The following is a 25,306-nucleotide window of genomic DNA, read 5'->3' as shown; positions in this document are numbered from 1 at the left end:
CACAGGCAGAGCGGATGTTTGCGGATCTGGATCCCGACATGCTCCTCGTGAGCGGCATCGTGCTTCTGGCCCTCGCGCTTCCCGCCGCCATCAAGGCCTATGCCGATAGCGATGCCCCAAGGCTGTCTGCCGTGCTGGTGCTGGCCGCCGGCGTGGCCATCCTCTACGCGATCTCGCTGCAGCCCGACGGCTTCCAACTCGCCGATGTGCCCCACGCCTTCGTCAATGTGATCGGCGGCATCCTGCACTAGGTTTTCGCCGCCAATCCGGCCGCTTTGCCTCTTGCCAATTCCCCAACCCGCCCTTATACGGCGCACTTCAATCGCGCGACCGGCTCAAGTGGCATGCCGAGTCGCGTTCAAGACCGACCCATCGAAGGAGACGGAAATGCCCAAGATGAAGACGAAATCGAGCTGCAAGAAGCGGTTCAAGGTGACGGCGTCCGGCCGCGTGAAAACCGGCCAGGCCGGCAAGCGTCACGGCATGATCAAGCGCACCAACAAATTCCTCCGCAATGCCCGCGGCACCACCACCCTGTCGGCTCCTGATGAGAAAATCATCAAGTCGATGATGCCCTACGCGCGCTAAGGAGAGCTGATCAATGTCCCGCGTTACTTCCGGTAAAGTTACCCACGCCCGCCACAAGAAGGTCATCAAGGCAGCCAAAGGCTACTATGGCCGTCGCAAGAACGCCTTCCGCACCGCCACGCAGGCTGTCGACAAGGCGAACCAATACGCCACCCGCGACCGCAAGGCCCGCAAGCGCAATTTCCGCGCGCTCTGGATCCAGCGCATCAACGCCGCTGTCCGCGCGCACGACGAAGCCCTGACTTACTCCCGCTTCATCAACGGCCTGTCGCTGGCCGGCATCGAAGTGGACCGCAAGGTTCTGGCCGATCTGGCCGTGCACGAGCCCGAAGCCTTCGGTGCCATCGTGGACAAGGCGAAAGCCGCTCTGGCTTAAGCAAGCCGCCTCGTTCTTCGAGGGACAGTTCAAACCGCGTCATCCCCCGGATGGCGCGGTTTTCTTTTGCCTTCCTCTCGCCCGAAATACCTCGGGGTGCGGGGGCAGAGCCCCCGCGCCTTCCCTTTCCCTTGCATTGCACCCTGTCTGTGATAGGGCATGGCCCGATCAAGAGGAAAAGGCCCGATGGACGGATTGAACGAGCTGAAAAGCCGCTATTTGGAAGCGATTGGGAACGCCGGCGACGAAGCCGCGCTGGAAGAGCTGCGCGTGGCCGCGATCGGCAAGAAGGGCGAGGTTTCGCTCAAGATGCGCGAGCTGGGCAAGATGAGCCCGGAAGAGCGGCAGGTGGCCGGTCCGGCGCTGAACGCGCTCAAGGACGAGCTGAACACGGCGCTCACCGCCAAGAAAGCCGCGCTGGCAGATGCCGCGCTGGATGCGCGCCTGAAAACCGAGTGGCTCGACGTCACCCTGCCGGGCCGCACGGGCAGCCGCGCCGGGGGCTCCATCCACCCGATCAGCCAGGTCACCGAGGAAATCGCCGCGATCTTCGCCGACATGGGCTTCGCCGTGGCCGAAGGCCCGCAGATCGAGACCGACTGGTACAATTTCGACGCGCTCAACATCCCGCCGCACCACCCCGCGCGGCAGGAGTTCGACACCTTCTACATGCACCGCGCCGAAGGCGACAACCGCCCGCCCCACGTGCTGCGCACCCACACGAGCCCGGTCCAGATCCGCTCGATGGAAAAACAGGGCGCGCCGATCCGCGTCATCGCCCCGGGCCGCGTCTACCGCTCCGATTACGACCAGACCCACACCCCGATGTTCCACCAGGTCGAAGGCCTCGCCATCGACAAGAACATCTCCATGGCCAACCTCAAGTGGACGCTGGAGGAATTCTGCCGCGCCTTCTTCGAGGTGGATCAGGTGGAGCTGCGCTTCCGCGCCTCCCACTTCCCCTTCACCGAGCCGTCGGCCGAAGTCGATCTGCGCTGCTCCTGGGAAGGTGGCCAGCTGAAAGTGGGCGAGGGCGACGACTGGATGGAGATCCTCGGCTCCGGCATGGTGCACCCGAAGGTGCTGCAGGCCGCCGGGGTGGACCCGGAGGAATACCAGGGCTTTGCCTTCGGCCTCGGGATCGACCGGCTGGCGATGCTGAAATACGGCATCCCCGACCTGCGCGCCTTCTTCGACAGCGACCTGCGCTGGCTGCGCCACTACGGCTTCGCCGCGCTGGACATGCCGACGCTGGCCGGAGGCCTGAGCCGGTGACCGGAAGCAACGCCATCACGGTGTGCGAAAACGTATGCCGTGATTTTAACTTCCTTTCGCATATCCCTTCAGGCGTTCTTGCGAGCGTTTTGGCCTCCGCAACCGCGCTTTATATTGGGCTTCGGGTCTACCCAAGGCAAAAGGAAGAAGACAGAAAACTACAAATTCGGTTGGAGCGGCGGACGGATCTAAAAAAGTTTGTGGTCGAGCTTGGAAGGTTCAAGTCTACAATAGACAGGCTTAGGCCGAACTCCGCAGACACATATATCCAGACTTTAGCCGACCTAACGACTAGATGGGATGCTCTTGAGGACGCACTGCTAGCACTAACTGTCTCTAGCAACACAGAGGTCCTTGAAGCTGGATACGCCTGCCAAGAAACACATAGACAAGTCTACGAATTGCTACAGCGTCATCTAGAAAGAGGTATCCAATCTGGTTTCCAGAATAACCTGTGGCAAACAATTCGGGATAACGAAGCATTCGATCAAAAGGTCGTCAGTGCGCAAACCGAATTCATAAATATTGCGCGTCAGCAGGAATACGGTCTCTCTGCAGTTTCGTTGGCTCCCGCGCGCAAAATGAGGAAGGCCGAAGAAAAATGAAATTCACTCTCTCCTGGCTGAAAGAGCACCTCGACACCGAGGCCACCGTGGATCAGATCGCCGAGGCGCTCACCGATCTTGGCCTTGAAGTGGAAGAGGTCATCAACCCGGCCGAGAAGCTGAAAAGCTTCACGCTGGCCAAGATCACCGCCGCCAGCCAGCACCCGGACGCCGACCGTCTGCGCGTCTGCACCGTGGCCACCGATGAGGGCGACAAGCAGATCGTCTGCGGCGCGCCCAATGCGCGCGAAGGCATCACCGTGGTGCTCGCCAAACCCGGCGACTACGTGCCGGGGCTGGATATCACCCTCTCTGTCGGCAAGATCCGCGGCGTGGAAAGCCACGGCATGATGGCCTCCATGCGCGAGCTGGAACTGGGCGAGGATCACGACGGCATCATCGAACTGCCCTCCGGCCAGGTGGGTGAGAAATTCATCGACTGGCTCGCCGCCAACGATCCGGAAAAGATCGACCCCGTCATCGACATCGCCATCACCCCGAACCGCCCCGATGCGCTTGGCGTGCGCGGCGTGGCCCGCGATCTGGCCGCCCGTGGCCTTGGCACGCTGAAGCCCGCCAAGGAAGTTTCGGTGGCCGGCAGCTTCGAAAGCCCGCTGAAGGTCACCATTGATGCGGTCACGCTGGACGAAGCCCCGCTCTTCATGGGCCGGCTGATCCGTGGCGTGAAGAACGGCCCCTCGCCCGAATGGCTGCAGAAGCGTCTGAAAGCCATCGGCCTGCGCCCGATCTCTGCCCTCGTAGATGTGACGAACTTCTTCACCTACGATCAAAACCGCCCGCTGCACGTGTTTGACGCCGACAAGGTGCAGGGCAACCTGCGGGTGCATCACGCCAAGGGCGGCGAAACGCTCGTGGGCCTTGACGAGAAGGAATACACCTTCGCGCCGGGCATGGTTGTGATTTCCGACGATCAGGGCGTGGAAAGCATCGCCGGCATCATGGGCGGGCTGGCCACGGGCTGTACTGACGAGACGACGAACGTCTTCCTCGAGGCCGCCATCTGGGACACGATCCAGATCGCCAAGACGGGCCGTGCGCTGAAGATCAACTCCGATGCGCGCTACCGCAACGAGCGCGGCATCGATCCGGCCTTCAACGCCCAAGCCATCGAACAGGCCACGCAGATGATCCTCGATCTCTGCGGCGGTGAGGCCTCCGACGTGGTGACGGCGGGCGCGGTGCCCGATGTCTCCCGCGCCTACCGGCTGGACACCGACCGCGTGCAATCGCTCGTCGGCATGGAGATCCCGGCGGACACCCAGCGCGCCACGCTGGAGGCGCTCGGCTTCACGCTGGACGGCGACATGGCCAATGTGCCGAGCTGGCGCCCCGATGTGCTGGGCGAGGCCGATCTGGTGGAAGAGGTCGCACGCGTGGCCTCGCTCACCAAGCTCGTCGGCCAGCCCCTGCCCCGTGTACAGGCCGGTGTGCCGCGCGCGATCCTGACCCCGATGCAGAAGCGCGAAGCCATCGCGCGGCGCACGGCGGCAGCACTCGGCTACAATGAATGCGTGACCTACAGCTTCATCGACCAGAAAAGTGCCGAGGCCTTCGGCGGCGGCACGGATGCGACGATGCTGGAGAACCCGATTTCCAGCGAGATGAGCCACATGCGCCCCTCGCTGCTGCCGGGGCTGCTGCAGGCTGCCGCCCGCAACCAGGCGCGCGGCTTCATGGATCTGGCGCTGTTCGAGGTCGGCCCGGCCTTCCACGGCGGCGAGCCGGAGGATCAGGAAGTGCTGATCACCGGGATCCTCGTGGGCCATACCGGCCCCAAAGATGTGCACGGCACCCGCCGCGCGGTGGATGTGTTTGACGCCAAGGCCGATGCCGAGGCGATCCTCGCTGCCGTCGGCGCGCCGGCCAAGGCGCAGATCCAGCGCGGGATGAACGCCTGGTGGCATCCGGGCCGTTCGGGCAAGATCTGCCTCGGGCCGAAGATGGTCCTGGCGGGTTTTGGCGAACTGCACCCGCGCGCCATCGCGGCGATGGATGTGAAAGGCCCCGTGGTGGCTTTCGCGATCCATCTTGCCAATGTGCCCTTCCCGAAAGCCAAATCCCCCACCCGTCCGCCGCTCGCCGCGAGCGATCTGCAGGCGGTGGAACGCGATTTCGCCTTCGTGGTGGATGCGGATGTGGAAGCGCTGACGCTGGTCAACGCCGCCGCCGGGGCCGACAAGGCGCTAATCGAAGAGGTGCGCGTGTTCGACGAGTTCATCGGCGGCGCTTTGGGCGAGGGCAAGAAATCCCTCGCCATCACCGTGCGCCTGCAGCCCACCACTGCCACGCTGAAGGAAAAGGACATCGAGGCCGTGGCGGCCAAGATCGTGGAGAAGGTCGGCAAGGCCACGGGCGGCGTGCTGCGCGGCTGAGGCTGGCTGGACTTTCTTGCCTCCGGCGGGGATATTTCTGGAACAAAGTGAGGGGGCGCGCGCGCCCCTTTCGCATGTTTGGATTTAGGGAGAGCGGCACATGTTGAAGGTTTACCTGTCGGGCGAGATCCACACCGATTGGCGGGAGCGGATCGTTGAGGGCGCGAAGGGGCTGGAGGTTCGGTTCTCCGCGCCGGTCACCGATCACGCGGCCAGTGACGATTGCGGCGTGGCCATTCTGGGGGCGGAAGAAAAACCGCTCTGGCATGATCGCAAGGGCGCGGGCGTGAATGCGATCCGCACGCGGACCGCGATCGAGGCCGCCGATGTGGTGGTGGTGCGCTTTGGCGAGAAGTACAAACAGTGGAACGCGGCCTTTGACGCGGGCTATGCGGCGGCGCTTGGCAAGAGCCTGATCATCCTGCACGGGCCGGAGCATCAGCACGCCTTGAAAGAGGTGGACGCGGCGGCGGAAGCGGTGGCCGAGACGCCAGAGCAGGTGGTGCAGATCCTGCGCTACGTGCTGACCGGTGCGCTTCCGGGCTGAGCGCTTGTTCTGTCAGAGGCGCGCGAAATCTGTTAAGCTTTCAGAGTCCGGCCCGGGCGAAGGCTTGTTCTTTTTGCGCCCGGCTGCCTCTTTTCTCGTGGCGGTGATGCGATGCAGACTTCCCCTGACCTGTCCAACCCGAGGTTTCGCTGGGTGATCGTGGTGGCGGCGGCCCTGCTTTTGGGCATCGCCATGGGCACGCTGGTGAACGGGCTGTCGGCCTTCGTGATCCCGCTGGAGATCCACTTCGGCTGGAGCCGCGCGGAGGTTTCGGCGATCAACTCGCTGGGGCTGATCGGGATTGCCCTGGGCGGGATCGTCATGGGCTTTCTCGCCGACCGGATCGCGACGCGGACGATCTGCCTGATCGGGGCCGCGAGCCTTGCGGCAGCGCTTCTGCTGGCGGCGCGGGCGGAGGCGCTCTGGCAGTTCTACACGCTCTTCTTCGCCGCCGGGTTTCTTGGAGGCGGTGCGCTATTCGCACCTGTGATCGCGCTGGTGGGCGGCTGGTTCACCGCGAGCCGGGGGCTGGCCATCGGTATCGCCTCCGCCGGGCAGGGGCTTGGGCAGGGGCTTGTGCCTTTCGTGGCGGGCCATCTGATCGAGGTCACGGGCTGGGCGAATGCCTTCACCCTGCTCGGTGCCTTTGCCGGTCTGACGCTGCTGCCGCTGTCGCTTTTGATGGTTCCGCCCCCGGCGCAGGCCGCTGCCGCGGCTGCCCAGAAAGGGGCCGCGCCGCTGCTTTCGCCGAAGCTGGTGCTGCCCGCGCTCTCCATCGCTGTTCTGGGCTGCTGCACCGGCATGGCGGTGCCGCTGATGCATCTGGTGCCGCTCATTCAGGGCGTCTGCGGCGTGGGCGCGGAGGCCGGCGGACCGCTTCTGATCATGCTGGGCGCAGCGGTTCTGGGGCGGGTGTTCTTCGGCCGGCTGGCCGACATCATCGGCCCTGTACAAGCCTGGATGGCGGCCACCAGCTGGCAGACGGCGCTGATGCTGGGCTTTGTTTTCCTTGGCACGATGCAGGGCTTCTGGCTCTTCGCACCGCTCTACGGCTTCGGCTACGGCGGGGTGATGACGGGGGTTCTGATCACTGTGGGCACGCTCACACCACCCGCCCGCCGCGCCTCGGCGACGGGGATCGTGCTGGCCTTCGGCTGGGCCGGCCATGCGCTTGGCGGCTGGCAGGGCGGCTTCGTCTTCGATCTTACGGGAGGCTATTTCTGGACCTATGCCAACGCGGTGATCGCGGGGCTGATCAACCTGCTGATCGTGGGCACGATCTGGCTGGCCCTGCGCCGCCGCGCGCAGGCGGGGGCGTAGGCCTCACTCCGGCGGGCGCGGCGGGATTTTGAGGCCGCGCTGCACGGCGGGCCGCGCGAGGAAGCGTTCCAGATAGGCGGGCACGTTGTCCAACTCGAAGAGCCCGACAAGATCGGCGTTCTGATAGGAGGTCACGAGCGCATTGAGCCAGGGCGCGATGGCGATATCGGCGATGGAGTAGCTGCCCGCGATCCAGTCCTTCCCGGCCAGAGCGGCATCAAGCACGCCCACAAGGCGGCGGCTTTCGGCCACGTAGCGCTCGGTGGGGCGCTTGTCCTCCCAGTCTTTCCCGGCGAATTTGGTGAAGAAGCCCATTTGCCCGAACATCGGCCCCAGCCCGCCCATCTGGAACATCAGCCATTGCAGCGCCTGATAGCGCGCGGCCGGATCCTCGGGCAGGAGCTGGCCGGTTTTCTCGGCCAGGTAGATCAGGATCGCGCCGCTTTCAAACAGCGCCAGCGGCGCGCCGCCGGGGCCATCGGGGTCAATGATCGCGGGGATCTTGTTGTTGGGGTTGAGTGCAAGAAACTCGGGCGTGAGCTGATCGTCGGTGCGGATCGAGACGAGATGCGCCTCGTAGGGCAGCCCTGTCTCCTCCAGCGCGACCGAGATCTTCACGCCGTTGGGGGTGGGAAAGGAATAGAGCTGCAGCACCTCGGGCCGGATGGCGGGCCAACGGCGGGTGATCGGGTGGTCAGAGAGGCGCTGCATGGCATTTCGCTTTCACAAACATGGATTGCGGGGAGTGTTCGCCGCAGTTTCCCCGACATTCAAGCCCGGAGATGGGGTAGTGGGGCACATTGGGTGCCGCAGAGCACCTCAACAGGGGAAGGACACAGAATGCTTCAGGAGTTCCGCGATTTCATCGCCAAGGGCAATGTGATGGACATGGCCGTGGGGATCATCATCGGCGCGGCTTTCACCGCCATCGTGCAATCCATGGTGGGCGATCTCATCAACCCGATCATCAGCCTCTTCATCGGCGGGATCGATTTTTCCGGCATGTATGTGCTGCTGGGCGAGGGCGAATATGCCTCCATCGCGGCAGCAGAGGAAGCCGGGGCGGCCGTGTTTGCCTACGGGCGCTTCATCATGGCCGTGATCAACTTCCTGATCATCGCCTTCGTCGTGTTCATGCTCGTGCGCTACGTGAACAAGGTGAAGGACATGGCGGCGGCCAAGGAAGAGGCCGAAGAGGCCCCGGCGGAGCCGGAAGGCCCCAGCGAGCTGGACATCCTGATCGAGATCCGGGATTCGCTGAACAAGGGCTAAGCTGCCAATCACAGGATGCCAAAAAGGGCCCGCCGATCTGGCGGGCCCTTTCCGTTTCGCGTTGCGCCATGCCTAGGCCGCTTTCAGCGCCAGATGCGGGGCCATCACGTCGAGCCCCAGCGCCTTGCCCACGGCGTAGTAGGTCAGCTTGCCGGCATGGACGTTGAGCCCGTTCAGCAGGTGTGGATCTTCTTCGCAGGCCTTGCGCCAACCCTTGTCGGCAAGCGCCAGCAGGAAGGGCATGGTGGCATTGCCAAGTGCGATGGTGGAGGTGCGGGCCACGGCACCGGGCATGTTGGCGACGCAGTAATGCATGATGCCATCCACATCATAGATCGGATCCTGATGGGTGGTGGCGCGGGAGGTTTCGAAACAACCGCCCTGATCGATGGCCACATCCACGATGGCCGCGCCTGGCTTCATCTCCGAAAGCTGCGCGCGGCTGACGAGCTTGGGCGCGGCAGCGCCGGGGATCAGCACCGCGCCGATCACCATGTCGGCTTCGCGCACCAGTTCCGCCGTGGCTTCCGCCGAGGCGTAACGGTTGCGGAAATCGCGGGCGAAGACGTCATCGAGATAGCGCAGGCGCGGCAGGGAGCGATCTAGCACCGTCACATCCGCACCCATCCCGGCGGCAATGCGCGCCGCGTGGGTGCCAACAACGCCGCCACCGATCACCACCACTTTCGCCGGGCCCACACCGGGCACGCCGCCCAGCAGAACGCCACGGCCGCCATTGGCCTTTTGCAGCGTCCAGGCCCCGACCTGCGGCGCGAGCCGTCCGGCCACTTCCGACATCGGCGCGAGCAGCGGCAGGCCGCCGCGATCATCCGTCACGGTTTCGTAAGCAATGGCGGTGCAGCCGCTGGCCAGCAGATCCTTCGTCTGCTCCGGGTCGGGCGCAAGGTGCAGGTAGGTGAACAGCAGCTGGCCTTCGCGCAGCATCTTGCGTTCCACCGCCTGTGGCTCCTTCACCTTCACGATCATGTCGGCGGCGGCAAAGATCTCGGCTGCGGTGCCGAGGATTTGCGCGCCGGCGGCGATGTAATCCGTATCCGTAAAGCCGGCCCCCGCGCCGGCATTGGTTTCGACGATCACGCTGTGGCCGTGGGCAATGGCTTCCCGCGCGGCGGCCGGTGTCAGGCCGACGCGGAACTCCTGTGGCTTGATTTCCTTGGGGCATCCGATTTTCATGGGCTCTCTCCCTTCCCGTATTGAAAAGGAGTATCTGCCAAGCCGCGCGCAATTGGCTTGAAATTCCTGCCTCGTTTTTCCAAAATCACGCAAGAAGCCGCGAGGTTTCTGTCAAACGGTGAGAGGAACTTGCACGCTTATGGCTTTGGACAGCATAGATCGTCGAATCCTGACCGTGCTGCAGAAGGCCGGGCGGATCTCCAACGCGGATCTGGCGGAGCGGATCAATCTCTCTGCTTCAGCCTGTCACCGGCGGGTGCAGCGGCTGGAGTCCGAGGGCTACATCAAGGATTACGTCGCTCTGTTGGACAGCCGCAAGCTGGGGCGGCCCACGACGGTGTTCGTGGAGATCACGCTGTCCGGGCAGGCGGACGAGGTGCTGGAGGCGTTTGAGCGCGAAGTGGCGAAGATCCCGGATGTGCTGGAGTGCCACCTGATGGCGGGCACCGCCGATTACCTGCTCAAGGTCGTTGCCGAGGACACCGAGGATTTCGCGCTGATCCACCGCCGCCATCTGGCCCGCCTGCCCGGCGTAGCGCAGATGCATTCCTCCTTCGCGCTGCGAACCGTGTTCAAAACGACCGCGCTGCCCGTTTGAGCCCTTACCAGAGCGTCTTTTCGGCCCGCGCGGGCCATTCCTGATCGTAGGACGCGCCGTCAAAACGGCCTTCCGTCATTTCCGAAAGCAGATCGCCCGCGCTTGGCAGGCCCTCCGGTGCGGGGATGCCCTGCCAGAGCTGCGCGCGCATCAGGGCGCGGGCGCATTGGAAATACACCTCGCCGATGGCAATCACGATCACGCTGCGCGGCTGCCGCCCCCGATCAGAGAAGCGCGCCAGCAAATCCGCATCGGTGCTGACGTGAGCGCTGCCGTTCACCCGCACCACCATGGTGGCGCCCGCCACGAAGAAGCTGAGCGACACCCGCCCGTCCCGCACGATATTGCGCAAGGAATCCATCCGGTTGTTGCCGCGCCAATCGGGCATCGCCAGCGTGCCGGGATCCAGTTCGGTGACAACCGGGCCATCATCGCCGCGCGGAGAGCAATCGGTGCCCTCCGGGCCGACGGTGGTGAGCGTGCAGAAACGGCTTTGCGCGATGAAGGCGCGGTAGCCCGGAGTCATCCGGCGGGCGACCTTCACGAGGCTGGCTTCGCCGGGCGTCCCATAGAGCGCCTCAAGCGCCTCCAACGTCTCGATCCGCGCCATCGGCTGCTCCTCTCAGATCAATCGGCTTTCGTGAACCCGGCTTCCGCCATCAGCGCGTCCGAACGGCCCTCCACCTCGGCTTCGAGCTTTTCCATGAAGGCCTCTCGGCTCAGGCCCGCCTTGATGCGGGGAAGGAACTCCACCACCGCAAGGCCAGGCTTGCGGTAGACGCCGTGGCGCGGCCAGAAGACGCCCACGTTGGTGGCCGCCGGGACGCAATCCTGCCCGGTCTGGCTGTAGAGCACGGCGGGGCCGACCTTGTAGGGCAGCATCGCGCCGGGGGCGACGCGGGTGCCCTGCGGGTAGATGATCAACTGGCCCGGCTGCTGGCGGCCGGATTTCACATCTTCCACCATCTTGGAAATCGCCTGCCCGCGCTTGCCGCGATCCACCGGCACGCAGCCGATGCGCATGGCGTAGTAGCCGACGATGGGGGCCCATTTCAGCTGTTTCTTCATGATGAACTTCGGGCGCGGCGTTTCGCTGACGATCAGGATGATGTCAAAGAAGCTCTGGTGTTTCGACGCGATCAGCACCTCGTCTGTCGGGATCTCGCCCCGCACCTCGCTTTTCAGCCCCAGCATCCAATCGGCAGACCAGCGCACATAGCGGCACCACGTGTGGATGCCGTGGAAGGCCCAGTCACGCTTCCAGATCGCCATGGGCGTGAAGAAGAGCGCCATGAGGAACATCATCACGTAGATCTGGATCGAGAAGAGAAGCGAGCGCAGCCAGCGCCAGGCATAGGCCATCAGGTCAGCTCCTTAAGGGTGCGGAAGGCGGCGGTGCGGGTAGCCCAGAAGGCCACGAAGGCCGCAAGGAAGGGAATAGCGAGCGGCCAGGCCCACTCCAGCCCTTCAAAGCCGAGGCCGGTGAGAAAGCCGTCGCGGGTGGCGTCGCGGGGCAGGAAGGCCACCGCTATGGCCGCCAGAGCCGTGCCGATGGCCGCGCCAAAGAGCGCGCGCAGGGTGAAACGGCGCACGAAAGCGCGGGCAATATAGACATCCCGCGCGCCGACAAGGCGCAGTACGCCAATCACCTGCGCATTGGCCGACAGCGCGGCATTGGCGGCCAGCGTGATCATCACCGCCGTCGTTGCCCCGATCAGCGCGAGCGAGAACAGCCCCAAGGCGCGCAGACGGTCCGCCGCCTGCACCAGCGGCGCGCGCCAGCGGGCGTGGTCGTCCAGCACCGCGCCGGGCACTTCGGCGGAGAGCCGCAGGCGCAGGCCCTCCGCGTCCAGCCCCTCGCCGCCTTCCTCGATCTCGATCAGCTGCGGCAGCGGCAGGCTGTCGATGGGCAGATCCGGGCCGAACCACGGGGTGAGCAGCGCCTGCTGTTCTGCCGTGGAGAGCACCCGCGCCTCGGCCACGCCGGGCGTGGTGCGCAACACCTGAAGCGCGGCTTCTGTCTGAGCCTGCAACTGGCCTTCCGGGGCCGAGATCCGCACCGTCGCCGTGCGCGCGAGCTCCGCGCTCCAGCGTTCCGCGATGCGTTCGGTGGTGAGCGAAAGCGCCAGCGCGAAGACGGCCAGAAAGCTCATGGCGGCGGCCGCAAAAACGGTGAGGCTGGCTGTGAAGCCGGTCGGCGGCACGGCGCGGTCTGCCTGCGCATCCCCCAGCAGGAAGCCACGGAAGCTGGCGATGGTCACACGTTCGCTCACAGGTCTGCCCCCGCTGATACAAGCCTGCGCTCCGAGATCCGCAGCGTGCGCGTGTTCACCTGCGCCTTGGCGGCGCGGATCAGGTTCATGTCGTGGGTGGCCACGATGATCGCGGTGCCCATGCGGTTCAGCTCCACCAGAAGCGACAGCAACCGCTGGCTCATCTCCCAATCGACGTTGCCCGTGGGCTCATCGGCAAGGATCACGTCGGGCGCGTTGATCACGGCACGGGCGAGTGCTGCGCGCTGGCGTTCGCCGCCCGAAAGCTCCGGCGGGCGACGATCGGCCTGATGGGTCAGCCCGACCCAAGCCAGAAGCGATGTCAGATCCTCCCGCGCCTTCTCGGGATCCTTGCCAGAAACGGTCAGCGGCAGGGCGACGTTCTCCAGCACCGGCAGATGGTCGAGGAACTGGCAATCCTGATGCACCACACCGATGCGGCCCCGGCTGCGGGCGATGTCGTCCCGGCTCATCTGGCCGGCATCGCGCCCGAACACCTTGACCTTGCCGGAGGTGGCCATCAGCTCAAGGTAGCACAGCTTCAGCAGCGTGGTTTTGCCCGCGCCGGAGGGGCCGGTGAGGAAGTGGAACGATCCCGGCGTGATCGAGAGGGACACGTTGGAAAACAGCTCCCGCCCGCTGTAACTGTAGGCCACCCCTTGCAGGTCTATCACGCGTCTTCACTCCGTCGGTTGTGCGTCACTTTTGCCGAAGCCCGCGCCCGGTTTCAATGGAAGCCTGCGCAAATCCTTTGAATTCGCGCACCCTTTTGATAGGATTGGCGAAATTAGGGGCCAACGAGAAAAAACAATCCCGCGCGGCGGGAACTGGGGGCACGATGCGGCTGATTTGCCCAAATTGCGATGCGCAATATGAAGTGGATGACGCGGTCATTCCCGACGACGGTCGGGATGTGCAGTGCTCCAATTGCGGCCACACGTGGTTCCAGCGCCCCGCCCATCTGGACGCGGCGCTGAGCGAGGAACTGGCCGAAGAGGGGCTGAGCCCCGCGATGGACCCCACGCCGGACACCGAGGACGACGTTCAGGAAGACGTGGCCCCGGACGACGCGGAGGCCGATGCGCCGGAAGAGGCGGAGTTCGATGAGGGCGACGTTGAGGATGATGCGTCCTATGAAGACGATGACGGCGGCGCCTACGACGATGACGGTGCGGATGAGGACGTCTACGACGACGAAGACGAACCGGTCGACGAGGAATACGCCGAGGCCGGTGCGCCCGTGGGGCAATCCGTTCTGGCGCAGCGCCAGCGGGCGCTGGATGAATCCATCCTTGGCATCCTGAAGGAAGAGGCCGAGCGCGAAAGCCTCGCCCGCCAGCGCGAAGCGCAATCGGGCCTTGAAACACAGGGCGATCTGGGGCTCGGCGAGCCGGAAACGACACCGGCGGAGCCGATGACGCCGGTGCAGGAACGCACCGCGCGGCTGCGCGGGATCGAGCCCAGCGAACCCGAAACCGAAGACACCCGCAAGGATCTGCTGCCCGACATCGAGGAGATCAACTCCTCCCTGCGCTCCACCTCGGAGCGCAGCCCGCAGGAGCCCACGATGGTGGAGCCGGAAGTGGCCGAGCGCGCGCAGCGCCGGGGCTTCCGCATCGGCTTCAGCCTGATGATTTTCGTGATCGTGATCCTGATCTGCGCCTATGCCTACGCCCCCACCATCGTGCAAACGGTGCCGGAAAGCGAAGCGGCGATGGGGCAATATGTGGATCTGGTCAACGAAAGCCGCGTGGCGCTGAACGGCTGGATGACAAGCCTGACAGAGAAGCTCTCGGGCCTCGGGGGATCAGAAGCGGTCGAGTAGCCGCTTGAAGTAGTCCAGTTCGAAACTCGGGCGTTCCTGTTCGCCGGATTTCTCACGCAGCGCGTCTAGCAGATCGCGGGCGCGGCGGTAGACATCCTCGCCCTGCAGCAGATCCTCGTCGGTGCCGACGTTGCCCATGGAGCCTGCGTCGCGGCCCAGCGGATCGCGGTTGTTGGGCTGGGCATTGCCCATCGCCTCGCCCTGCTGGCCGCCCTGCTGCTGTTGCTGCTGCGCCATGGCATCGCCAAGGTTGCGCATGCCCTCGCGCAGGGCCTCCATCGCCTCGGCCTGACGATCCAGCGCCTCGGGCAGGTCGTCCTGCCGGAGGGCTTCCTCGGCCCCATCCATCGCATCACCCGCGCGGCCCAGCGCTTCGCGTGCGGCATCGCCCTCGGGCGTGCCCGCACCGGGCAGGTTCTGCTGCTGGCGGTTCAACTCGTTGCGCAGGGCTTGCTGGCGGTCGGCAAGATTGCCGGCCATATCGCCGCCCTGCTCACCCTGCTGGCCATCGGCCTGCTGCTGTTCGCCGCCTTCGCCCTGCTGTTCGCCCTGCCCTTGTCCCTGGCCCTGGCCTTCGTGGCTCTGCCCCCGGCCTTCGCTGCCGTTGCGGCCTTCGTTCTGCTGGCTCTGTCCGGCCTGCGCATTGGGGTTGAATTGCTCCTGCAGATCGCGGAAGGCCTCATCCGAGAGCCCCTGCTGCTGGCGCAGCGTGTCGGCCAGCCCTTCCATGGCCTCCTGACCGGGGCTCTGCTGTCCCTGCCCGCCTTGGGTGACCTGCATATTCTCCATCATCTGGCGCAGCTGATCCAGAAGCTGCTGGGCCTCGGCCATGCGGCCCTGCTCCATCAGTTCCTGAATCTGGTCGAGCATGTCCTGCAGCTGATCGCCGGTGATCTCTTGCGATTGGCCGTTCTCGGCCTGCTGCTGTTCGCCGCCCTCCTGCGCCTGCTCGGCCAGCTGGCGCATGTAATCCTGCATCGCCTCGCGCAGCTCCTGCATCAGCTCGGCAATCTCCTGATCGGTGGCCCCGTCGCGCATCGCCTGCGAGAGCCGATCCTGCGCCCGGCGCAGACGCTCCAGCGCATCCGACAGATCGCCATCCTCGATCTGCACCGCCAGATCCCACAGCACCTGCGCGAAGTCGTCCCGTTCTTCCACAGTGAGCCCAGCCTCCGTGGCCGTTTCCAGACGGCGCATCATGACGCGCAGTTTCAGATAGTCTGCCTCCCGCGCGAAGAGGCCCTCGGGCTTGTAGGTGACGGCTTTGAGAAGCTGCACCACACGCGGCGCGTTTTCCCGCGTCCAGAGCAAATCGCGGCGCTGTTCGATCAGCGCGGCGGCCATCGGATCAAAGAAGCGCCGCCCCGGCAGCGCCATCTGCGCGGCCTCACTCTGGCCTGTCTGACCAAGGGCGTCGTCCACCTCCAGCGTGAGCGTCACCGGCAGGCCCGCCCAGGGGTGCTCGGCAAAGGTGTCCACCAGCGTTTCCTCGAACCCGGCCCGATCGCCGGAAATCGTGAGCGGCAGATCCAGTAGGATGTCCTCGCGCGGCTCGGGCGCTGCGCTTAGGCCGTAGCGACGGTCCAGCGCGGCCATGTCGAGCGCGATCACCGCCCGCCCGGCAACAACGCCGTAATCATCCTCGGCAATGAACGGCTGCCGCAACTCGCCGCCAAGCGTATCCTCGGGCAGGCCCGAGACCTCGACGCGCGGCGGGGTGTCGGGCGTCATGGTGACATCCCATTGCGCGCCACCCTCGCCGTCGATGCGCAAGGCGCCAGACGCGGTGACGGTGAAGGATTGCGCCGGTTCCGCAGCGCCTTCGGCGATCTCGGTGCGGCCGGAGATCGTCTCGGCCACGGTCAGCGCGCCGACCTCGCCATAGAGCCGTAGGGTCACGGTGCTGCCCTGCGGGATCACGATCTCACCTTCGGGCAGATCATTCAGGTAGAGGCTCGGAAGGCCGGTATAGCGGGGTGGCTCGATCCAGCCTTCCCAGCTCGGGCCGGCAGCGGCGAGCCCATCGCCCCCGGCACCGGGGGCCATCTCGCCCACGCTGGCGACTTTCAGGAAAGAGCCAAACAGAAGCCCCGTGAGCAGAACCAGAAGCGCTACGTAGCGCAGGGCGTAGGGATCGCGCGAGGCCATGCGCAGATCCGGCTCCGCCGCCTTCGCGCCTTCCAGCTTGGCCGCCATGCGCGCCACATGGGCCTGCCAGACGGCTTCAGACGCGGCATCGCCCGCGCCAATGGCCTGCGTGTCCTTCAGCGCGGCAAGCGGGCGGCCCGGCAGGCTTGCATCAAGCCGCGCCTCGGCTTCAGGCAGCGTGGGCCAGTGGAAGCGGCGCAGGCCGCGCGCTGTGAACAACACGAGCGCCACGAGCCAGCAGAAAGAAATGATCCAGAGAAGTTCGAGCGGCAGCGCCTCATGCAGGCCCAAAAGCAGCGCACCGGCCCCGGCGAAGAGCAGGCTCCACAGCGGCCAAAACGCCCGCGTCAGGCGTTCGGCTACCATGCCCCAGCGCGTCAGACGCAGGGGCCAGCCGATGCCCTTCAGGGCGCGGGTGATGCCTTCGCTTTGGTTCGCCATGCTCCCTGTTCCGTTCGGCGCAGGGCGGCTGCGCCAGTCAGAGCCACGAGGGTATGCTATCGCGGCTGATCATTTCTTCATAGGTAGGGCGTGAACGGATTACGGCGAATTGATCGCCATGCACGAGCACTTCCGGGATCAGCGGGCGCGAGTTGTACTCGCTGCTCATCACCGCGCCATAGGCCCCGGCGGAGCGGAAAGCCACCAGATCCCCGGCGGACAGCGGCGGCATCTGGCGCTGCTTGGCGAAGGTATCGCCGGTTTCGCAGACGGGGCCGACGATGTCGTAGGGCTGCTGCTCCACGCCGGGGGCGGGCTCAACCACCGGCACGATGTCGTGGTGGGCCTCATACATGGCCGGGCGGATCAGATCGTTCATCGCCGCATTGAGGATCAGGAAATCACGGCCCTCGCCGTTCTTCACGTAGATCACGCCCGAGACGAGGATCCCGGCGTTGCCGGAAATAAGCCGGCCCGGCTCGATCTCGATCTCGCAGTCCAGATGGCCCAGCGTCTCCTTCACCAGCGCGCCGTATTCCACCGGCAACGGCGGCGCGGCGTTGGAGCGCTCGTAGGGGATGCCCAGTCCACCGCCCAGATCGAGGCGGCGGATGGCGTGGCCAGCCTCGCGCAGCACGCCCGTCAGTTCAGCGACCTTCTCATAGGCCAGCCGGAAGGGCTCAAGCTCAGTGAGCTGGGAGCCGATATGTACATCGATGCCGACAACCTCCAGCCCTTTCATGGCGGCGGCCTCGGCGTAGACCTCCCTCGCCCGCGCGATGGGGATGCCGAATTTGTTCTCGCTCTTGCCGGTGGCGATCTTGGCGTGGGTCTTTGCGTCCACATCCGGGTTCACGCGGATGGCGATGGGCGCGCGCACCCCAAGGCTCAGCGCGACCTCGTTCAGCGCCACCATCTCGGGCTCGCTCTCCACGTTGAACTGGCGGATGCCGCCTTCAAGGGCGGCGCGCATTTCCTCGCGCGTCTTGCCGACGCCGGAGAAGACGATCTTCTCGCCCGGCACACCGGCCGCCTTGGCGCGGGCGTATTCCCCGCCGCTCACCACGTCCATGCCCGCGCCAGCTTCGGCCAGCACCTTCAGCACGGCCTGATTGCTGTTGGATTTCATCGCGAAGCACACGAGGTGTTCGCCCCAGTCCAGCGCCTCGTCAAACAGGCGGAAATGGCGCTGCAGGGTGGCGGTGGAATAGGCGTAGAAAGGCGTGCCGACAGCCGCCGCGATGGTGGGAACGGGCACGTCTTCGGCGTGCAGCACGCCACCGCGGTAAAGAAAGTGATCCATCAGTCAATGGGCCTTGTGCGCAGGAACAGAAACAGCGGCAAGCCGCAGCTCACGCCGATACACCAGGTGGCCGGAATCGCCCAGAGGGCAATCCAGTTTTTGCGCACGTATGTTTCGCTCAGGACCCAGGTCGTCAGCGCCACGGCGGCGATGGTGAGATCCCAGACCAGCCCGCTGGTGGCATCATTCACATGCCACGCATCGGCCATGGCCGTGAGGGAGAAGCCAAATTCAAGAAACCAGCTGATAAAGTAATACATCGGCCAGATCGCACCGATCACGGCAAGGGCAAGGTAGACATGGCGCAGCGAGGGCATGGTTGGCTCCGGGCGTTTCTTTGGATCGCCCAGAGGTAGCACATTGCGGGCGGGCGAAAACCCTGCCTCCTGTCAGTCCACGACAACGCCCACGTTGATTTCACCGGACAGCGTGATCTCCGGCCCCCGCTTTGGGGCCTGCGCCTCGGATCCGGCAGGTGGGATTGGTCGGCCGTCCACGCCACAGGCAGAAAGCAGCGCGAGCGCGGCACACAGCAGGAAGGGGCGCGTCATGTTACCAGCCCCAGCCAAGGCCCCAGCGCGGGCCGCCCGTGCCCACGCCGACGCGCACGTTACCGGTGCCCACGGAAATCCCGGCGCCATCGGTGCCGACGTAAACGCTGGTGTTCCCGCCAGTGCTCGTGGACACACCCGCGCCACCAGTGCCGACATAGGCCGTGGAGTTCTGGCCCACATTGCCCGAGACGCCCGCGTTGACCGAGACATCCCCGCTGCCACCGCTCACGCCGACACCGGCGTTCGGGTTACAGGCGGCAAGCAGGGCCACAAGGCCAAGGGCAAACAGGCGTTTCATCCGAGCAACTCTTTCCAACGGGCAATCTGTAGGCGCACCTGATCCGGCGCGGTGCCGCCATAGCTCTGACGGCTTGCCACCGAGTTATGCACACCCAGCACGTCAAATACAGAGGCGTTGATGGATTCGTGAACCGATTGCATCTCTTCCAAGGTCAGGTCGGGCAGGTCGCAGCCCTTCTTCTCGGCCATGGCCACAAGCGTACCCGTCACGTGGTGGGCATCGCGGAAAGGCATGTTCAGGGAGCGCACCAGCCAGTCGGCCAGATCGGTGGCGGTGGAGAAGCCGGACGCGGCGGCGGCCTCCAGCGAGGGGCGGTTGGCCGTCATGTCCGAGACCATCCCCGTCATCGCGGCGAGCGAGAGCATCAGGCTGTCAGCGGCGTCAAACACCTGTTCTTTGTCTTCCTGCATGTCTTTGGAATAGGTCAGCGGCAGGCCTTTCATCACCGTAAAGAGCCCCACCATCGCCCCCATGATCCGGCCGATCTTGGCGCGGATCAGCTCGGCGGCGTCCGGGTTCTTCTTTTGCGGCATGATGGAAGAGCCGGTGGAGAAACGATCCGACAGCACCACGAAGCGGAACTGCGCAGACGACCAGATCACCAGTTCCTCGGCGAAACGGCTCAGGTGCATGGCACAGATCGTCGAGCAGGAGAGGAACTCCAGCGCGAAATCGCGATCGGCTACGGCGTCGAGCGAGTTGGCGGCGGGGCGGTCAAACCCCAGTGCTTCGGCTGTCATGTGGCGATCGATGGGGAAGGACGTGCCCGCCAGCGCGGCGGCCCCAAGGGGCGATTCGTTCATCCGGGCGCGGGCATCGCGGAACCGGCTCACATCGCGGCCGAACATCTCAACATAGGCCATCATGTGGTGGCCCCATGTGACGGGCTGGGCCGTTTGCAGATGGGTGAAGCCCGGCATCACCCAATCCGCCCCGGCTTCGGCCTGCGCCAGAAGCGCGCGGATCAGGGCTTCGATGCCCTCGATGGCGGCGTCCATCTGATCGCGCACCCAAAGTTTGAAATCGGTGGCCACCTGATCGTTGCGGCTGCGGCCCGTGTGCAAACGGCCTGCGGGCGCGCCGATCACCTCTTTCAGGCGGGCTTCCACGTTCATGTGGATGTCTTCCAGCGCCTTGGAGAAGGGGAAATCGCCGCCCTCGATTTCTGACAACACCGTGAGCAGCCCTTCCCGAATGGCCGCCGCATCGCTATCGGTAATGATGCCTTGTGCAGCGAGCATCGCCGCATGGGCACGGGACCCGCGAATATCCTGGGCCGCCATCCGCTTGTCGAAATCGATCGAGGCGTTGATCGCCTCCATGATCGCATCGGGGCCTGCGGCAAAACGGCCGCCCCACATGGCGTTGGAGGCAGAGGATTTCGGGGTATCGTTTGTCATGGTTGTCTGGCCCTTTGCTGGCCCATCGGAGGGATAAATGCGCTTACTACGGTCCGCCGTTCTCTATACGGCCCTTGCGCTTGGTGCAAATGCTGCCTTTGCGGATATGGCTGCGGTGGAAGCCCTGCGCGAGGGCGACATGAAGAAGCTCATGTTCCACAGCGATCCCGCGCCCGCCTCGGTCAAGGCCTTCACCGATGCCGAGGGGCAGGAGCTGACGCTTGAGGCCTACAAAGGCAAATACGCGCTGGTGAATTTCTGGGCCACATGGTGCGCCCCCTGCCGCCACGAAATGCCCTCGCTGGACCGGCTGCAGGCCGAGCTGGGCGGGGAGCGCTTCGAGGTGGTAACCATCGCCACCGGGCGCAACCCGAGGCCCGCCATCGACAAGTTCTTCAAACAGGCTGAGATTCAACACCTCCCGGTGCTGCTGGATCCGAACATGGCGCTGGCGCGCGAAAGCGGCGTGCTTGGCCTGCCCGTCACGATCCTGCTGGATCCGGAAGGGCGCGAGATCGCCCGGCTGATCGGTGACGCGGAATGGGACAGCGACAGTGCAAAGGCGATCATCGCAGCGCTTGCGGAAACGGACGGCAGCTAGAAGGCCATCACCCGCTCCACGAACCAATAGGCCGCGATGCCCCCCACGGCATAGGTCACCGCTGTTGCCAGCGTCGCGCCAAGGGTCGTGGCCTTGTCCAGCAGCGCGGGCAAAACGCGCGCAAGCAGCCAGCCCGCGGCTAGCACCACGGCGATGAACAGGATCTGCCCGGCCTCCACCCCAAGGTTGAAGGCCAGAAGCGCCAGCCAGATCTCGCTTTGCGGCAGACCAATCTCCAGCAGCGCGCTGCCAAAGCCCAGCCCGTGCAGAAGGCCGAAGCCGAAGCTCACGAGCCAGGGAAACCGCTCCGAGAGCCGCGCCTGCCCGTCGCCGCTTTTCAGCACCTCTGCGGCAAGGAACATGATGGACAGCGCGATGATCGCCTCCACGGGCGGACCGGGCACGATCAGCCAGCCCAGCGCCGCCGCCGCAAGCGTGACACTGTGCGCCACGGTAAAGGCCGTCACCGCGCCCAGAAGCCGCCAGCGATCCCGGATCAGTAGGAGCAGCGCGAAGACGAAAAGCAGGTGATCGAGCCCTTCGAGAATGTGTTCGATCCCGAGGCCGAAGTAGCTCGCCAGAATTTCCCCCGGCCCCGGCGCGCGCGGCACGGTGAAGCCGGGCTCTGATGCGGTGAGCCGTTGCGCCTCGCCCTGCCCGGCTTCGATCTCGTAGCGCACCAGAACATCCGTGCGGGTGTTGGCGAGCCCTTCAATGAAGATCTCGCCATCGGCCAGCCCGCCGGGGCAGGCGGTGATCCATTGGGTGACCCAGCCTTCGCCATCAAACTGCGGGGCCGGGCCGCTGCGCAGGGTGCAGTTTTCGGGCAGCCGGGCGTCGATCGCCATTGGCGCGCCCTGCACATCGGGGCGGCGCCAGAACGCGCGGAAGTCATCGCCGCCCAGCGCCTGAAGTTCCAGATAGCCCGGCTGCAGCGCATGGGCGTTGGCCTGCGCCGGAGCAAGGAGGAACGCGCAGAGGCTGACAAGCAGCGCAAGAGCGGCTCGGATCATTGCGCCGCCTCCGCCCGCTCGACGGTGTAGCGCCCCAAGAGAAAGGCGCGCTGCTTCTCGGCCATCTCGGCCGCGCGGGCTTGCTTGAGGTCCGCCTCAACCTTCGATCGTACGTCTTCCAGGGGCAGGGTTTGTGCTGGTATCACTTCAGTGATGCGCGCGATGTGCAGCCCATATCCTGAGCGCACAGGCCCAAACCATTGCGCCGGCTCCGCACCATCGAGTTCCGAGTAAAAACCAGGACCAAACAGGCTTTCGATTGCCGCACGCGGAGCAGACGACAGTTCCGGCGGCAACAGGCTCATCGCGCCGAGGGTTTGCCAGTCCAAACCATTTTCCAGATCCTTCAACATCGCCACGGCGTCCGCCTCTACCCCGTTGTCACCAAGGAAAATCTGCTGGAAGCCGATTCGGGCAGGGCGGGTGTAGGCCGCTGCATTCTCCGCGTGAAAGGCCGCGATCTCGTCTTCAGTCGGTGCCACGGCCTCGGCAGCAGCGGAAGCGAGGAACTCCATCTTCTGACGCAGGCGCTGACGGATCACCGCATCGCCCTGATCCATCCCCAAGGCCAGTGCCTCGCGCACCAGCACTTCCTCGTAGATGTAATTCTCGACCAGCCCCTCCAGCACCTCGGGCTCGGGCGGGCGGTTCCAGACGGAGGTGAAATTCTGCCGCAGCCGCTCTACATCGGCGTCATCGATTACGATCACCCGAGCATCAGCCTGCGCCCCGGCCTCCGGGTTGCGCATGGCGAAGACGGCAAACAGCACCACGCCGATCAGAGCAAAATGCAGGAGCGGTTCACGCAGGAGAGATCGGAGCATCGGACAAACGGCCTTCGGGATCAGAGGTTTGCCCCGAAGGAAGCACGAAGGCGGCTTGGGTGTCCAGTACGGCTGGCGGGCAAGCCGGCGGGCATTTGGCGAAATCCAAAAGGAAAACACCCCGGAACGTGGATTCGCCAGGGCAGGCAGAATTGAAGCACGTTCCGGGGCACCGGAGGGCCGAAACCCTCCTGGGGATGCGCGTGTTGCCGTGTGGTCTTGGCAGCTAAAACAAGTAGGTGGTCAGGCGGTTACACACAGCCGTCGCGGGCACAACTCCGCTCGGGCCACCGCCGAAATGTTTGGTAACAGAAACAGGTAATTAAAAGACCTCGAACGCATCAGCGTCACGCAGGCACAGATTGCCCCGTGCCGCGTTAGCAGCCCGTTAGCGGCCTGTTAACGCATACGCAGAGGCCGCCCAGTGCGCCTTGCAGCCCCGCTGACCCAACGTCCGGATTGACAGGAAACAAAGGGCTGGCCGAGATTTTCCCCGGGAGGACATCATGCCACTTTCGGTTCTGGGACCGCTTGTCGTTTTCGGCCTGATCGCCGTTGCGCTGACGATACGCCTGCTTGGCGTCTCGCACCCCTTTGCCTTTCAGAGCGAGGACGACGTGCGCCGCGCGCTGGCGCGCCACATGCCCGCGCGCGAGGGCGGGCGGGTGCTGCTGGCGCAGGATGGCCGCAGCGCGCTGGTGGAGACCGATGCCGGCGGCGTGCTGATCTGGGCCTTCGGGGCCGACACCGTGGCCCGCGGACTGGCCGGTGCCGTGGCCAAACCCAACCGCTGCGGCCTGCGCGTGGATCTCCACAGCTTCGCCTCCCCCGGCCCGCGCTTGCGCCTCACCGCCGAAGAGCGGCCCCTCTGGCAAGAAAAGATACAGGAGCTCGCCGCATGACCGATATGCTCACCTACCCCGACGTCGTGAATTTCGCGGTGCCCTTCTTCATCGCCGCCATCCTGATCGAGATTATCTGGATCGCCACCAAGCACCGGGGTGGCCGCTACGAGATGCAGGACGCGATGACGTCGCTGATCATGGGCGCGGGCAGCGTGGCGAGCGGCATCGTGCTGGGCTTCATTGCCTGGGGCTTCTTCATGTTCCTCTGGGCGCTCACGCCGCTGGATCTGGGCACCTCGGCTTGGGTGGTGCTGCTCTGCTTCGTGCTCGATGATCTGCGCTACTACTGGGTGCACCGCTTCGGACACCGCATCCGCTGGGTTTGGGCGAGCCACGTAAACCACCATTCCAGCCAGCACTACAATCTGACAACCGCCCTGCGCCAGACATGGACGGGCACCTTCACCTTCATGATGATCGTACGCGCGCCGCTGATCCTGTTGGGCTTTCACCCGGCCATGGTGCTCTTCGTGGGCGGCATCAACCTGATCTACCAGTTCTGGATCCACACCGAGGCCATCGGAAAGATGCCGCGCTGGTTTGAGGCGGTGATGAACACGCCGAGCCACCACCGCGTCCACCACGGCCGCAACGCGCGCTATCTGGACGCGAATTACGCCGGGGTCTTCATTATGTGGGACAAGATGTTCGGCACCTTCGTGCCCGAACGGGAGGACGAGAAGGTCGATTACGGGCTTGTCACCAATATCGGCACGTTCAATCCGCTGCGGGTGGCCTTCCACGAATGGGTCGCCGTGCTGCGCGACATGACCCAGCCCGGCCTGAGCCTGCGCCAGCGCTTCGGCTATGCCATCAACCCACCCGGCTGGCGACACGACAATCCGCAAGACGGCACCGCCACGATCAAGGCCGACTACGTCCGCCGCCACCCGGACGTGGCCGGCACGCCGGGGTTCGAGGATTACCGCGCCTAGCGCGCCAGTACCTTCACCGTGCCAGCGCCTTCACCGCGTCATGGCGCGGGCAGGTCACGAGGTGATCATTGACCATGCCCACCGCCTGCATGAAGGCATAGACAATCGTCGGCCCGCAGAAACGGAAGCCCGCTTTCTTCAGATCCTTGGAGATCTGCTTGGAGAGCGGAGTTTCGGCGGGGACTTCGGCCAGCGTGACAAAGCTGTTCTGGATCGGCGCGCCGCCGACGTAATCCCAGAGGAAGCGGTCAAACCCCCGATCGGCCTCGATCTTCTGCCAGGCGCGGGCATTGCCGATGGTGGCCTCGATCTTGCCGCGATGGCGCACGATGCCAGGATCGGCAAGCAGGCGCTGCACCTCGGCCTCGCCCCAGCCCGCGATGACATCGGGATCGAAGCCCTCAAAAGCGGCACGGAAATTCTCCCGCTTTTTCAGAATGGTGATCCAGCTCAGCCCGGCCTGAAACCCGTCGAGAATCAGCTTCTCCCAGAGCGCACGGCTGTCGTATTCGGGCACGCCCCACTCGGTGTCGTGATAGTCCAGATAGATCTGCTCTGAGCCCACCCAGCCGCATCGTTCCATGGTTCTGCCTTCCTGATCGCCCTGCCTGATTG

At 65.0% G+C, this 25,306-nt stretch carries 29 protein-coding genes; 14 read left to right on the top strand and 15 right to left on the bottom strand.

Annotation, left to right across the window (positions count from 1 at the left end):
* Positions 1 to 14: 14 nt before the first annotated feature.
* From KVX96_RS02625 to KVX96_RS02590, 8 genes are all read left to right on the top strand, one after another.
* Positions 15 to 251: a hypothetical protein gene (locus tag KVX96_RS02625; RefSeq protein WP_261192666.1), complete on the top strand. Its 237-nt coding sequence runs from the start codon at positions 15 to 17 to the stop codon at positions 249 to 251.
* Positions 252 to 387: 136 nt separating this feature from the next.
* Positions 388 to 588 (top strand): 50S ribosomal protein L35, encoded by a 201-nt coding sequence (rpmI, locus tag KVX96_RS02620; protein WP_085869861.1) that lies wholly within the window; start codon positions 388 to 390, stop codon positions 586 to 588.
* Positions 589 to 601: 13 nt separating this feature from the next.
* Positions 602 to 964: a 50S ribosomal protein L20 gene (gene rplT / locus KVX96_RS02615; RefSeq protein ID WP_085869862.1), complete on the top strand. Its 363-nt coding sequence runs from the start codon at positions 602 to 604 to the stop codon at positions 962 to 964.
* 186 nt (positions 965 to 1,150) lie between these two features.
* Complete coding sequence (pheS, locus tag KVX96_RS02610) at positions 1,151 to 2,239, top strand: phenylalanine--tRNA ligase subunit alpha (protein ID WP_409977080.1); 1,089 nt, start codon at positions 1,151 to 1,153, stop codon at positions 2,237 to 2,239.
* Complete coding sequence (locus KVX96_RS02605; RefSeq protein ID WP_261192665.1) at positions 2,236 to 2,844, top strand: hypothetical protein; 609 nt, start codon at positions 2,236 to 2,238, stop codon at positions 2,842 to 2,844. The genes pheS and KVX96_RS02605 overlap by 4 nt, the downstream gene beginning before the upstream one ends.
* On the top strand, positions 2,841 to 5,237 hold the full coding sequence (gene pheT, locus KVX96_RS02600) for a phenylalanine--tRNA ligase subunit beta (protein ID WP_261192664.1): 2,397 nt from the start codon (positions 2,841 to 2,843) through the stop codon (positions 5,235 to 5,237). The genes KVX96_RS02605 and pheT overlap by 4 nt, the downstream gene beginning before the upstream one ends.
* Before the next feature lie 100 nt (positions 5,238 to 5,337).
* Entirely contained in the window at positions 5,338 to 5,784 is a 447-nt protein-coding gene (locus tag KVX96_RS02595) for a YtoQ family protein (protein WP_261192663.1), read from the top strand.
* A gap of 111 nt (positions 5,785 to 5,895) precedes the next feature.
* The gene (locus tag KVX96_RS02590) at positions 5,896 to 7,104 is read left to right on the top strand and encodes an MFS transporter (RefSeq protein ID WP_261192662.1); all 1,209 of its coding nucleotides are present in this window, start codon (positions 5,896 to 5,898) and stop codon (positions 7,102 to 7,104) included.
* Between the two features lie 3 nt (positions 7,105 to 7,107).
* Here KVX96_RS02590 and KVX96_RS02585 read toward each other — a convergent pair whose 3' ends face one another.
* A complete protein-coding gene (locus KVX96_RS02585; protein ID WP_261192661.1) occupies positions 7,108 to 7,815 on the bottom strand; it encodes a glutathione S-transferase N-terminal domain-containing protein in 708 nt (235 codons plus the stop codon).
* 129 nt (positions 7,816 to 7,944) lie between these two features.
* Between KVX96_RS02585 and mscL the strand changes: the two genes are divergently transcribed.
* Complete coding sequence (gene mscL / locus KVX96_RS02580; protein ID WP_261192660.1) at positions 7,945 to 8,376, top strand: large conductance mechanosensitive channel protein MscL; 432 nt, start codon at positions 7,945 to 7,947, stop codon at positions 8,374 to 8,376.
* Positions 8,377 to 8,448: 72 nt separating this feature from the next.
* On the opposite strand, the gene ald is transcribed toward mscL, so the two are convergent.
* The gene (gene ald, locus KVX96_RS02575) at positions 8,449 to 9,570 is read right to left on the bottom strand and encodes an alanine dehydrogenase (RefSeq protein ID WP_261192659.1); all 1,122 of its coding nucleotides are present in this window, start codon (positions 9,568 to 9,570) and stop codon (positions 8,449 to 8,451) included.
* A 139-nt stretch (positions 9,571 to 9,709) separates the two neighbouring features.
* Between ald and KVX96_RS02570 the strand changes: the two genes are divergently transcribed.
* The gene (locus KVX96_RS02570; protein ID WP_261192658.1) at positions 9,710 to 10,168 is read left to right on the top strand and encodes an Lrp/AsnC family transcriptional regulator; all 459 of its coding nucleotides are present in this window, start codon (positions 9,710 to 9,712) and stop codon (positions 10,166 to 10,168) included.
* 4 nt (positions 10,169 to 10,172) lie between these two features.
* On the opposite strand, the gene KVX96_RS02565 is transcribed toward KVX96_RS02570, so the two are convergent.
* The 4 genes from KVX96_RS02565 to KVX96_RS02550 are packed head-to-tail and all read right to left on the bottom strand — an operon-like array spanning position 10,173 to position 13,115.
* Entirely contained in the window at positions 10,173 to 10,778 is a 606-nt protein-coding gene (locus KVX96_RS02565) for a pyridoxamine 5'-phosphate oxidase family protein (RefSeq protein ID WP_261192657.1), read from the bottom strand.
* A gap of 17 nt (positions 10,779 to 10,795) precedes the next feature.
* Positions 10,796 to 11,530 (bottom strand): lysophospholipid acyltransferase family protein, encoded by a 735-nt coding sequence (locus tag KVX96_RS02560; protein WP_261192656.1) that lies wholly within the window; start codon positions 11,528 to 11,530, stop codon positions 10,796 to 10,798.
* Positions 11,530 to 12,441 (bottom strand): cell division protein FtsX, encoded by a 912-nt coding sequence (locus KVX96_RS02555; RefSeq protein WP_261192655.1) that lies wholly within the window; start codon positions 12,439 to 12,441, stop codon positions 11,530 to 11,532. The genes KVX96_RS02560 and KVX96_RS02555 overlap by 1 nt, the downstream gene beginning before the upstream one ends.
* A complete protein-coding gene (locus tag KVX96_RS02550) occupies positions 12,438 to 13,115 on the bottom strand; it encodes a cell division ATP-binding protein FtsE (RefSeq protein WP_261192654.1) in 678 nt (225 codons plus the stop codon). The genes KVX96_RS02555 and KVX96_RS02550 overlap by 4 nt, the downstream gene beginning before the upstream one ends.
* Positions 13,116 to 13,279: 164 nt before the next feature.
* Between KVX96_RS02550 and KVX96_RS02545 the strand changes: the two genes are divergently transcribed.
* A complete protein-coding gene (locus KVX96_RS02545; RefSeq protein WP_261192653.1) occupies positions 13,280 to 14,266 on the top strand; it encodes a zinc-ribbon domain-containing protein in 987 nt (328 codons plus the stop codon).
* On the opposite strand, the gene KVX96_RS02540 is transcribed toward KVX96_RS02545, so the two are convergent.
* The 6 genes from KVX96_RS02540 to argH form a co-directional block, all read right to left on the bottom strand.
* Positions 14,249 to 16,855 (bottom strand): TIGR02302 family protein, encoded by a 2,607-nt coding sequence (locus KVX96_RS02540; protein ID WP_261192652.1) that lies wholly within the window; start codon positions 16,853 to 16,855, stop codon positions 14,249 to 14,251. The two genes, KVX96_RS02545 and KVX96_RS02540, sit on opposite strands and share 18 nt — an antisense overlap.
* A 37-nt stretch (positions 16,856 to 16,892) precedes the next feature.
* Positions 16,893 to 18,158 carry a diaminopimelate decarboxylase gene (gene lysA / locus KVX96_RS02535; protein WP_261192651.1) on the bottom strand — a complete coding sequence of 422 codons (1,266 nt, stop codon included), beginning with the start codon at positions 18,156 to 18,158 and terminating at the stop codon, positions 16,893 to 16,895.
* On the bottom strand, positions 18,158 to 18,475 hold the full coding sequence (locus tag KVX96_RS02530; RefSeq protein WP_261192650.1) for a DUF2834 domain-containing protein: 318 nt from the start codon (positions 18,473 to 18,475) through the stop codon (positions 18,158 to 18,160). The genes lysA and KVX96_RS02530 overlap by 1 nt, the downstream gene beginning before the upstream one ends.
* A 72-nt stretch (positions 18,476 to 18,547) precedes the next feature.
* A complete protein-coding gene (locus tag KVX96_RS02525; RefSeq protein WP_261192649.1) occupies positions 18,548 to 18,709 on the bottom strand; it encodes a hypothetical protein in 162 nt (53 codons plus the stop codon).
* Between the two features lies 1 nt (position 18,710).
* Positions 18,711 to 19,010: a hypothetical protein gene (locus KVX96_RS02520; protein WP_261192648.1), complete on the bottom strand. Its 300-nt coding sequence runs from the start codon at positions 19,008 to 19,010 to the stop codon at positions 18,711 to 18,713.
* The gene (gene argH / locus KVX96_RS02515; RefSeq protein WP_261192647.1) at positions 19,007 to 20,413 is read right to left on the bottom strand and encodes an argininosuccinate lyase; all 1,407 of its coding nucleotides are present in this window, start codon (positions 20,411 to 20,413) and stop codon (positions 19,007 to 19,009) included. Before argH ends, KVX96_RS02520 begins: the two co-directional genes overlap by 4 nt.
* Before the next feature lie 37 nt (positions 20,414 to 20,450).
* Between argH and KVX96_RS02510 the strand changes: the two genes are divergently transcribed.
* Positions 20,451 to 21,014 (top strand): TlpA disulfide reductase family protein, encoded by a 564-nt coding sequence (locus KVX96_RS02510; RefSeq protein WP_261192646.1) that lies wholly within the window; start codon positions 20,451 to 20,453, stop codon positions 21,012 to 21,014.
* Here KVX96_RS02510 and KVX96_RS02505 read toward each other — a convergent pair.
* Both KVX96_RS02505 and KVX96_RS02500 read right to left on the bottom strand, forming a co-directional pair.
* Positions 21,011 to 22,027 (bottom strand): HupE/UreJ family protein, encoded by a 1,017-nt coding sequence (locus KVX96_RS02505; protein ID WP_261192645.1) that lies wholly within the window; start codon positions 22,025 to 22,027, stop codon positions 21,011 to 21,013. The genes KVX96_RS02510 and KVX96_RS02505 overlap by 4 nt on opposite strands.
* A complete protein-coding gene (locus KVX96_RS02500) occupies positions 22,024 to 22,851 on the bottom strand; it encodes a peptidylprolyl isomerase (RefSeq protein WP_261192644.1) in 828 nt (275 codons plus the stop codon). Before KVX96_RS02500 ends, KVX96_RS02505 begins: the two co-directional genes overlap by 4 nt.
* A 506-nt stretch (positions 22,852 to 23,357) precedes the next feature.
* Here KVX96_RS02500 and KVX96_RS02495 point away from each other — a divergent pair.
* Both KVX96_RS02495 and KVX96_RS02490 read left to right on the top strand, forming a co-directional pair.
* Positions 23,358 to 23,753: a hypothetical protein gene (locus KVX96_RS02495; protein ID WP_261192643.1), complete on the top strand. Its 396-nt coding sequence runs from the start codon at positions 23,358 to 23,360 to the stop codon at positions 23,751 to 23,753.
* Positions 23,750 to 24,691 carry a sterol desaturase family protein gene (locus tag KVX96_RS02490; RefSeq protein WP_261192642.1) on the top strand — a complete coding sequence of 314 codons (942 nt, stop codon included), beginning with the start codon at positions 23,750 to 23,752 and terminating at the stop codon, positions 24,689 to 24,691. The genes KVX96_RS02495 and KVX96_RS02490 overlap by 4 nt, the downstream gene beginning before the upstream one ends.
* A gap of 13 nt (positions 24,692 to 24,704) precedes the next feature.
* Here KVX96_RS02490 and KVX96_RS02485 read toward each other — a convergent pair whose 3' ends face one another.
* The gene (locus tag KVX96_RS02485; protein ID WP_261192641.1) at positions 24,705 to 25,274 is read right to left on the bottom strand and encodes a DNA-3-methyladenine glycosylase I; all 570 of its coding nucleotides are present in this window, start codon (positions 25,272 to 25,274) and stop codon (positions 24,705 to 24,707) included.
* Positions 25,275 to 25,306 lie beyond the last annotated feature (32 nt).

The sequence above is a fragment of the Pseudoruegeria sp. SHC-113 genome (genome assembly GCF_025376885.1).
GTDB lineage: Bacteria > Pseudomonadota > Alphaproteobacteria > Rhodobacterales > Rhodobacteraceae > Pseudoruegeria.
Note: the sequence above shows the minus strand (reverse complement) of the source record. Positions and strands in the feature narration are given on the sequence as shown.

What these genes read in the sequence shown, in the direction of transcription:
- KVX96_RS02625 (WP_261192666.1), top strand. Translation starts at nt 15, where the DNA reads ATGTTTGCGGATCTGGATCCCGACATGCTCCTCGTGAGCGGCATCGTG.
- rpmI (WP_085869861.1), top strand. Translation starts at nt 388, where the DNA reads ATGCCCAAGATGAAGACGAAATCGAGCTGCAAGAAGCGGTTCAAGGTG.
- rplT (WP_085869862.1), top strand. Translation starts at nt 602, where the DNA reads ATGTCCCGCGTTACTTCCGGTAAAGTTACCCACGCCCGCCACAAGAAG.
- pheS (WP_409977080.1), top strand. Translation starts at nt 1,151, where the DNA reads ATGGACGGATTGAACGAGCTGAAAAGCCGCTATTTGGAAGCGATTGGG.
- pheT (WP_261192664.1), top strand. Translation starts at nt 2,841, where the DNA reads ATGAAATTCACTCTCTCCTGGCTGAAAGAGCACCTCGACACCGAGGCC.
- KVX96_RS02595 (WP_261192663.1), top strand. Translation starts at nt 5,338, where the DNA reads ATGTTGAAGGTTTACCTGTCGGGCGAGATCCACACCGATTGGCGGGAG.
- KVX96_RS02590 (WP_261192662.1), top strand. Translation starts at nt 5,896, where the DNA reads ATGCAGACTTCCCCTGACCTGTCCAACCCGAGGTTTCGCTGGGTGATC.
- KVX96_RS02585 (WP_261192661.1), bottom strand. Translation starts at nt 7,815, where the DNA reads ATGCAGCGCCTCTCTGACCACCCGATCACCCGCCGTTGGCCCGCCATC.
- mscL (WP_261192660.1), top strand. Translation starts at nt 7,945, where the DNA reads ATGCTTCAGGAGTTCCGCGATTTCATCGCCAAGGGCAATGTGATGGAC.
- ald (WP_261192659.1), bottom strand. Translation starts at nt 9,570, where the DNA reads ATGAAAATCGGATGCCCCAAGGAAATCAAGCCACAGGAGTTCCGCGTC.
- KVX96_RS02570 (WP_261192658.1), top strand. Translation starts at nt 9,710, where the DNA reads ATGGCTTTGGACAGCATAGATCGTCGAATCCTGACCGTGCTGCAGAAG.
- KVX96_RS02565 (WP_261192657.1), bottom strand. Translation starts at nt 10,778, where the DNA reads ATGGCGCGGATCGAGACGTTGGAGGCGCTTGAGGCGCTCTATGGGACG.
- KVX96_RS02560 (WP_261192656.1), bottom strand. Translation starts at nt 11,530, where the DNA reads ATGGCCTATGCCTGGCGCTGGCTGCGCTCGCTTCTCTTCTCGATCCAG.
- KVX96_RS02545 (WP_261192653.1), top strand. Translation starts at nt 13,280, where the DNA reads ATGCGGCTGATTTGCCCAAATTGCGATGCGCAATATGAAGTGGATGAC.
- KVX96_RS02540 (WP_261192652.1), bottom strand. Translation starts at nt 16,855, where the DNA reads ATGGCGAACCAAAGCGAAGGCATCACCCGCGCCCTGAAGGGCATCGGC.
- lysA (WP_261192651.1), bottom strand. Translation starts at nt 18,158, where the DNA reads ATGGATCACTTTCTTTACCGCGGTGGCGTGCTGCACGCCGAAGACGTG.
- KVX96_RS02530 (WP_261192650.1), bottom strand. Translation starts at nt 18,475, where the DNA reads ATGCCCTCGCTGCGCCATGTCTACCTTGCCCTTGCCGTGATCGGTGCG.
- KVX96_RS02525 (WP_261192649.1), bottom strand. Translation starts at nt 18,709, where the DNA reads ATGACGCGCCCCTTCCTGCTGTGTGCCGCGCTCGCGCTGCTTTCTGCC.
- KVX96_RS02520 (WP_261192648.1), bottom strand. Translation starts at nt 19,010, where the DNA reads ATGAAACGCCTGTTTGCCCTTGGCCTTGTGGCCCTGCTTGCCGCCTGT.
- argH (WP_261192647.1), bottom strand. Translation starts at nt 20,413, where the DNA reads ATGACAAACGATACCCCGAAATCCTCTGCCTCCAACGCCATGTGGGGC.
- KVX96_RS02510 (WP_261192646.1), top strand. Translation starts at nt 20,451, where the DNA reads ATGCGCTTACTACGGTCCGCCGTTCTCTATACGGCCCTTGCGCTTGGT.
- KVX96_RS02505 (WP_261192645.1), bottom strand. Translation starts at nt 22,027, where the DNA reads ATGATCCGAGCCGCTCTTGCGCTGCTTGTCAGCCTCTGCGCGTTCCTC.
- KVX96_RS02500 (WP_261192644.1), bottom strand. Translation starts at nt 22,851, where the DNA reads ATGCTCCGATCTCTCCTGCGTGAACCGCTCCTGCATTTTGCTCTGATC.
- KVX96_RS02495 (WP_261192643.1), top strand. Translation starts at nt 23,358, where the DNA reads ATGCCACTTTCGGTTCTGGGACCGCTTGTCGTTTTCGGCCTGATCGCC.
- KVX96_RS02490 (WP_261192642.1), top strand. Translation starts at nt 23,750, where the DNA reads ATGACCGATATGCTCACCTACCCCGACGTCGTGAATTTCGCGGTGCCC.
- KVX96_RS02485 (WP_261192641.1), bottom strand. Translation starts at nt 25,274, where the DNA reads ATGGAACGATGCGGCTGGGTGGGCTCAGAGCAGATCTATCTGGACTAT.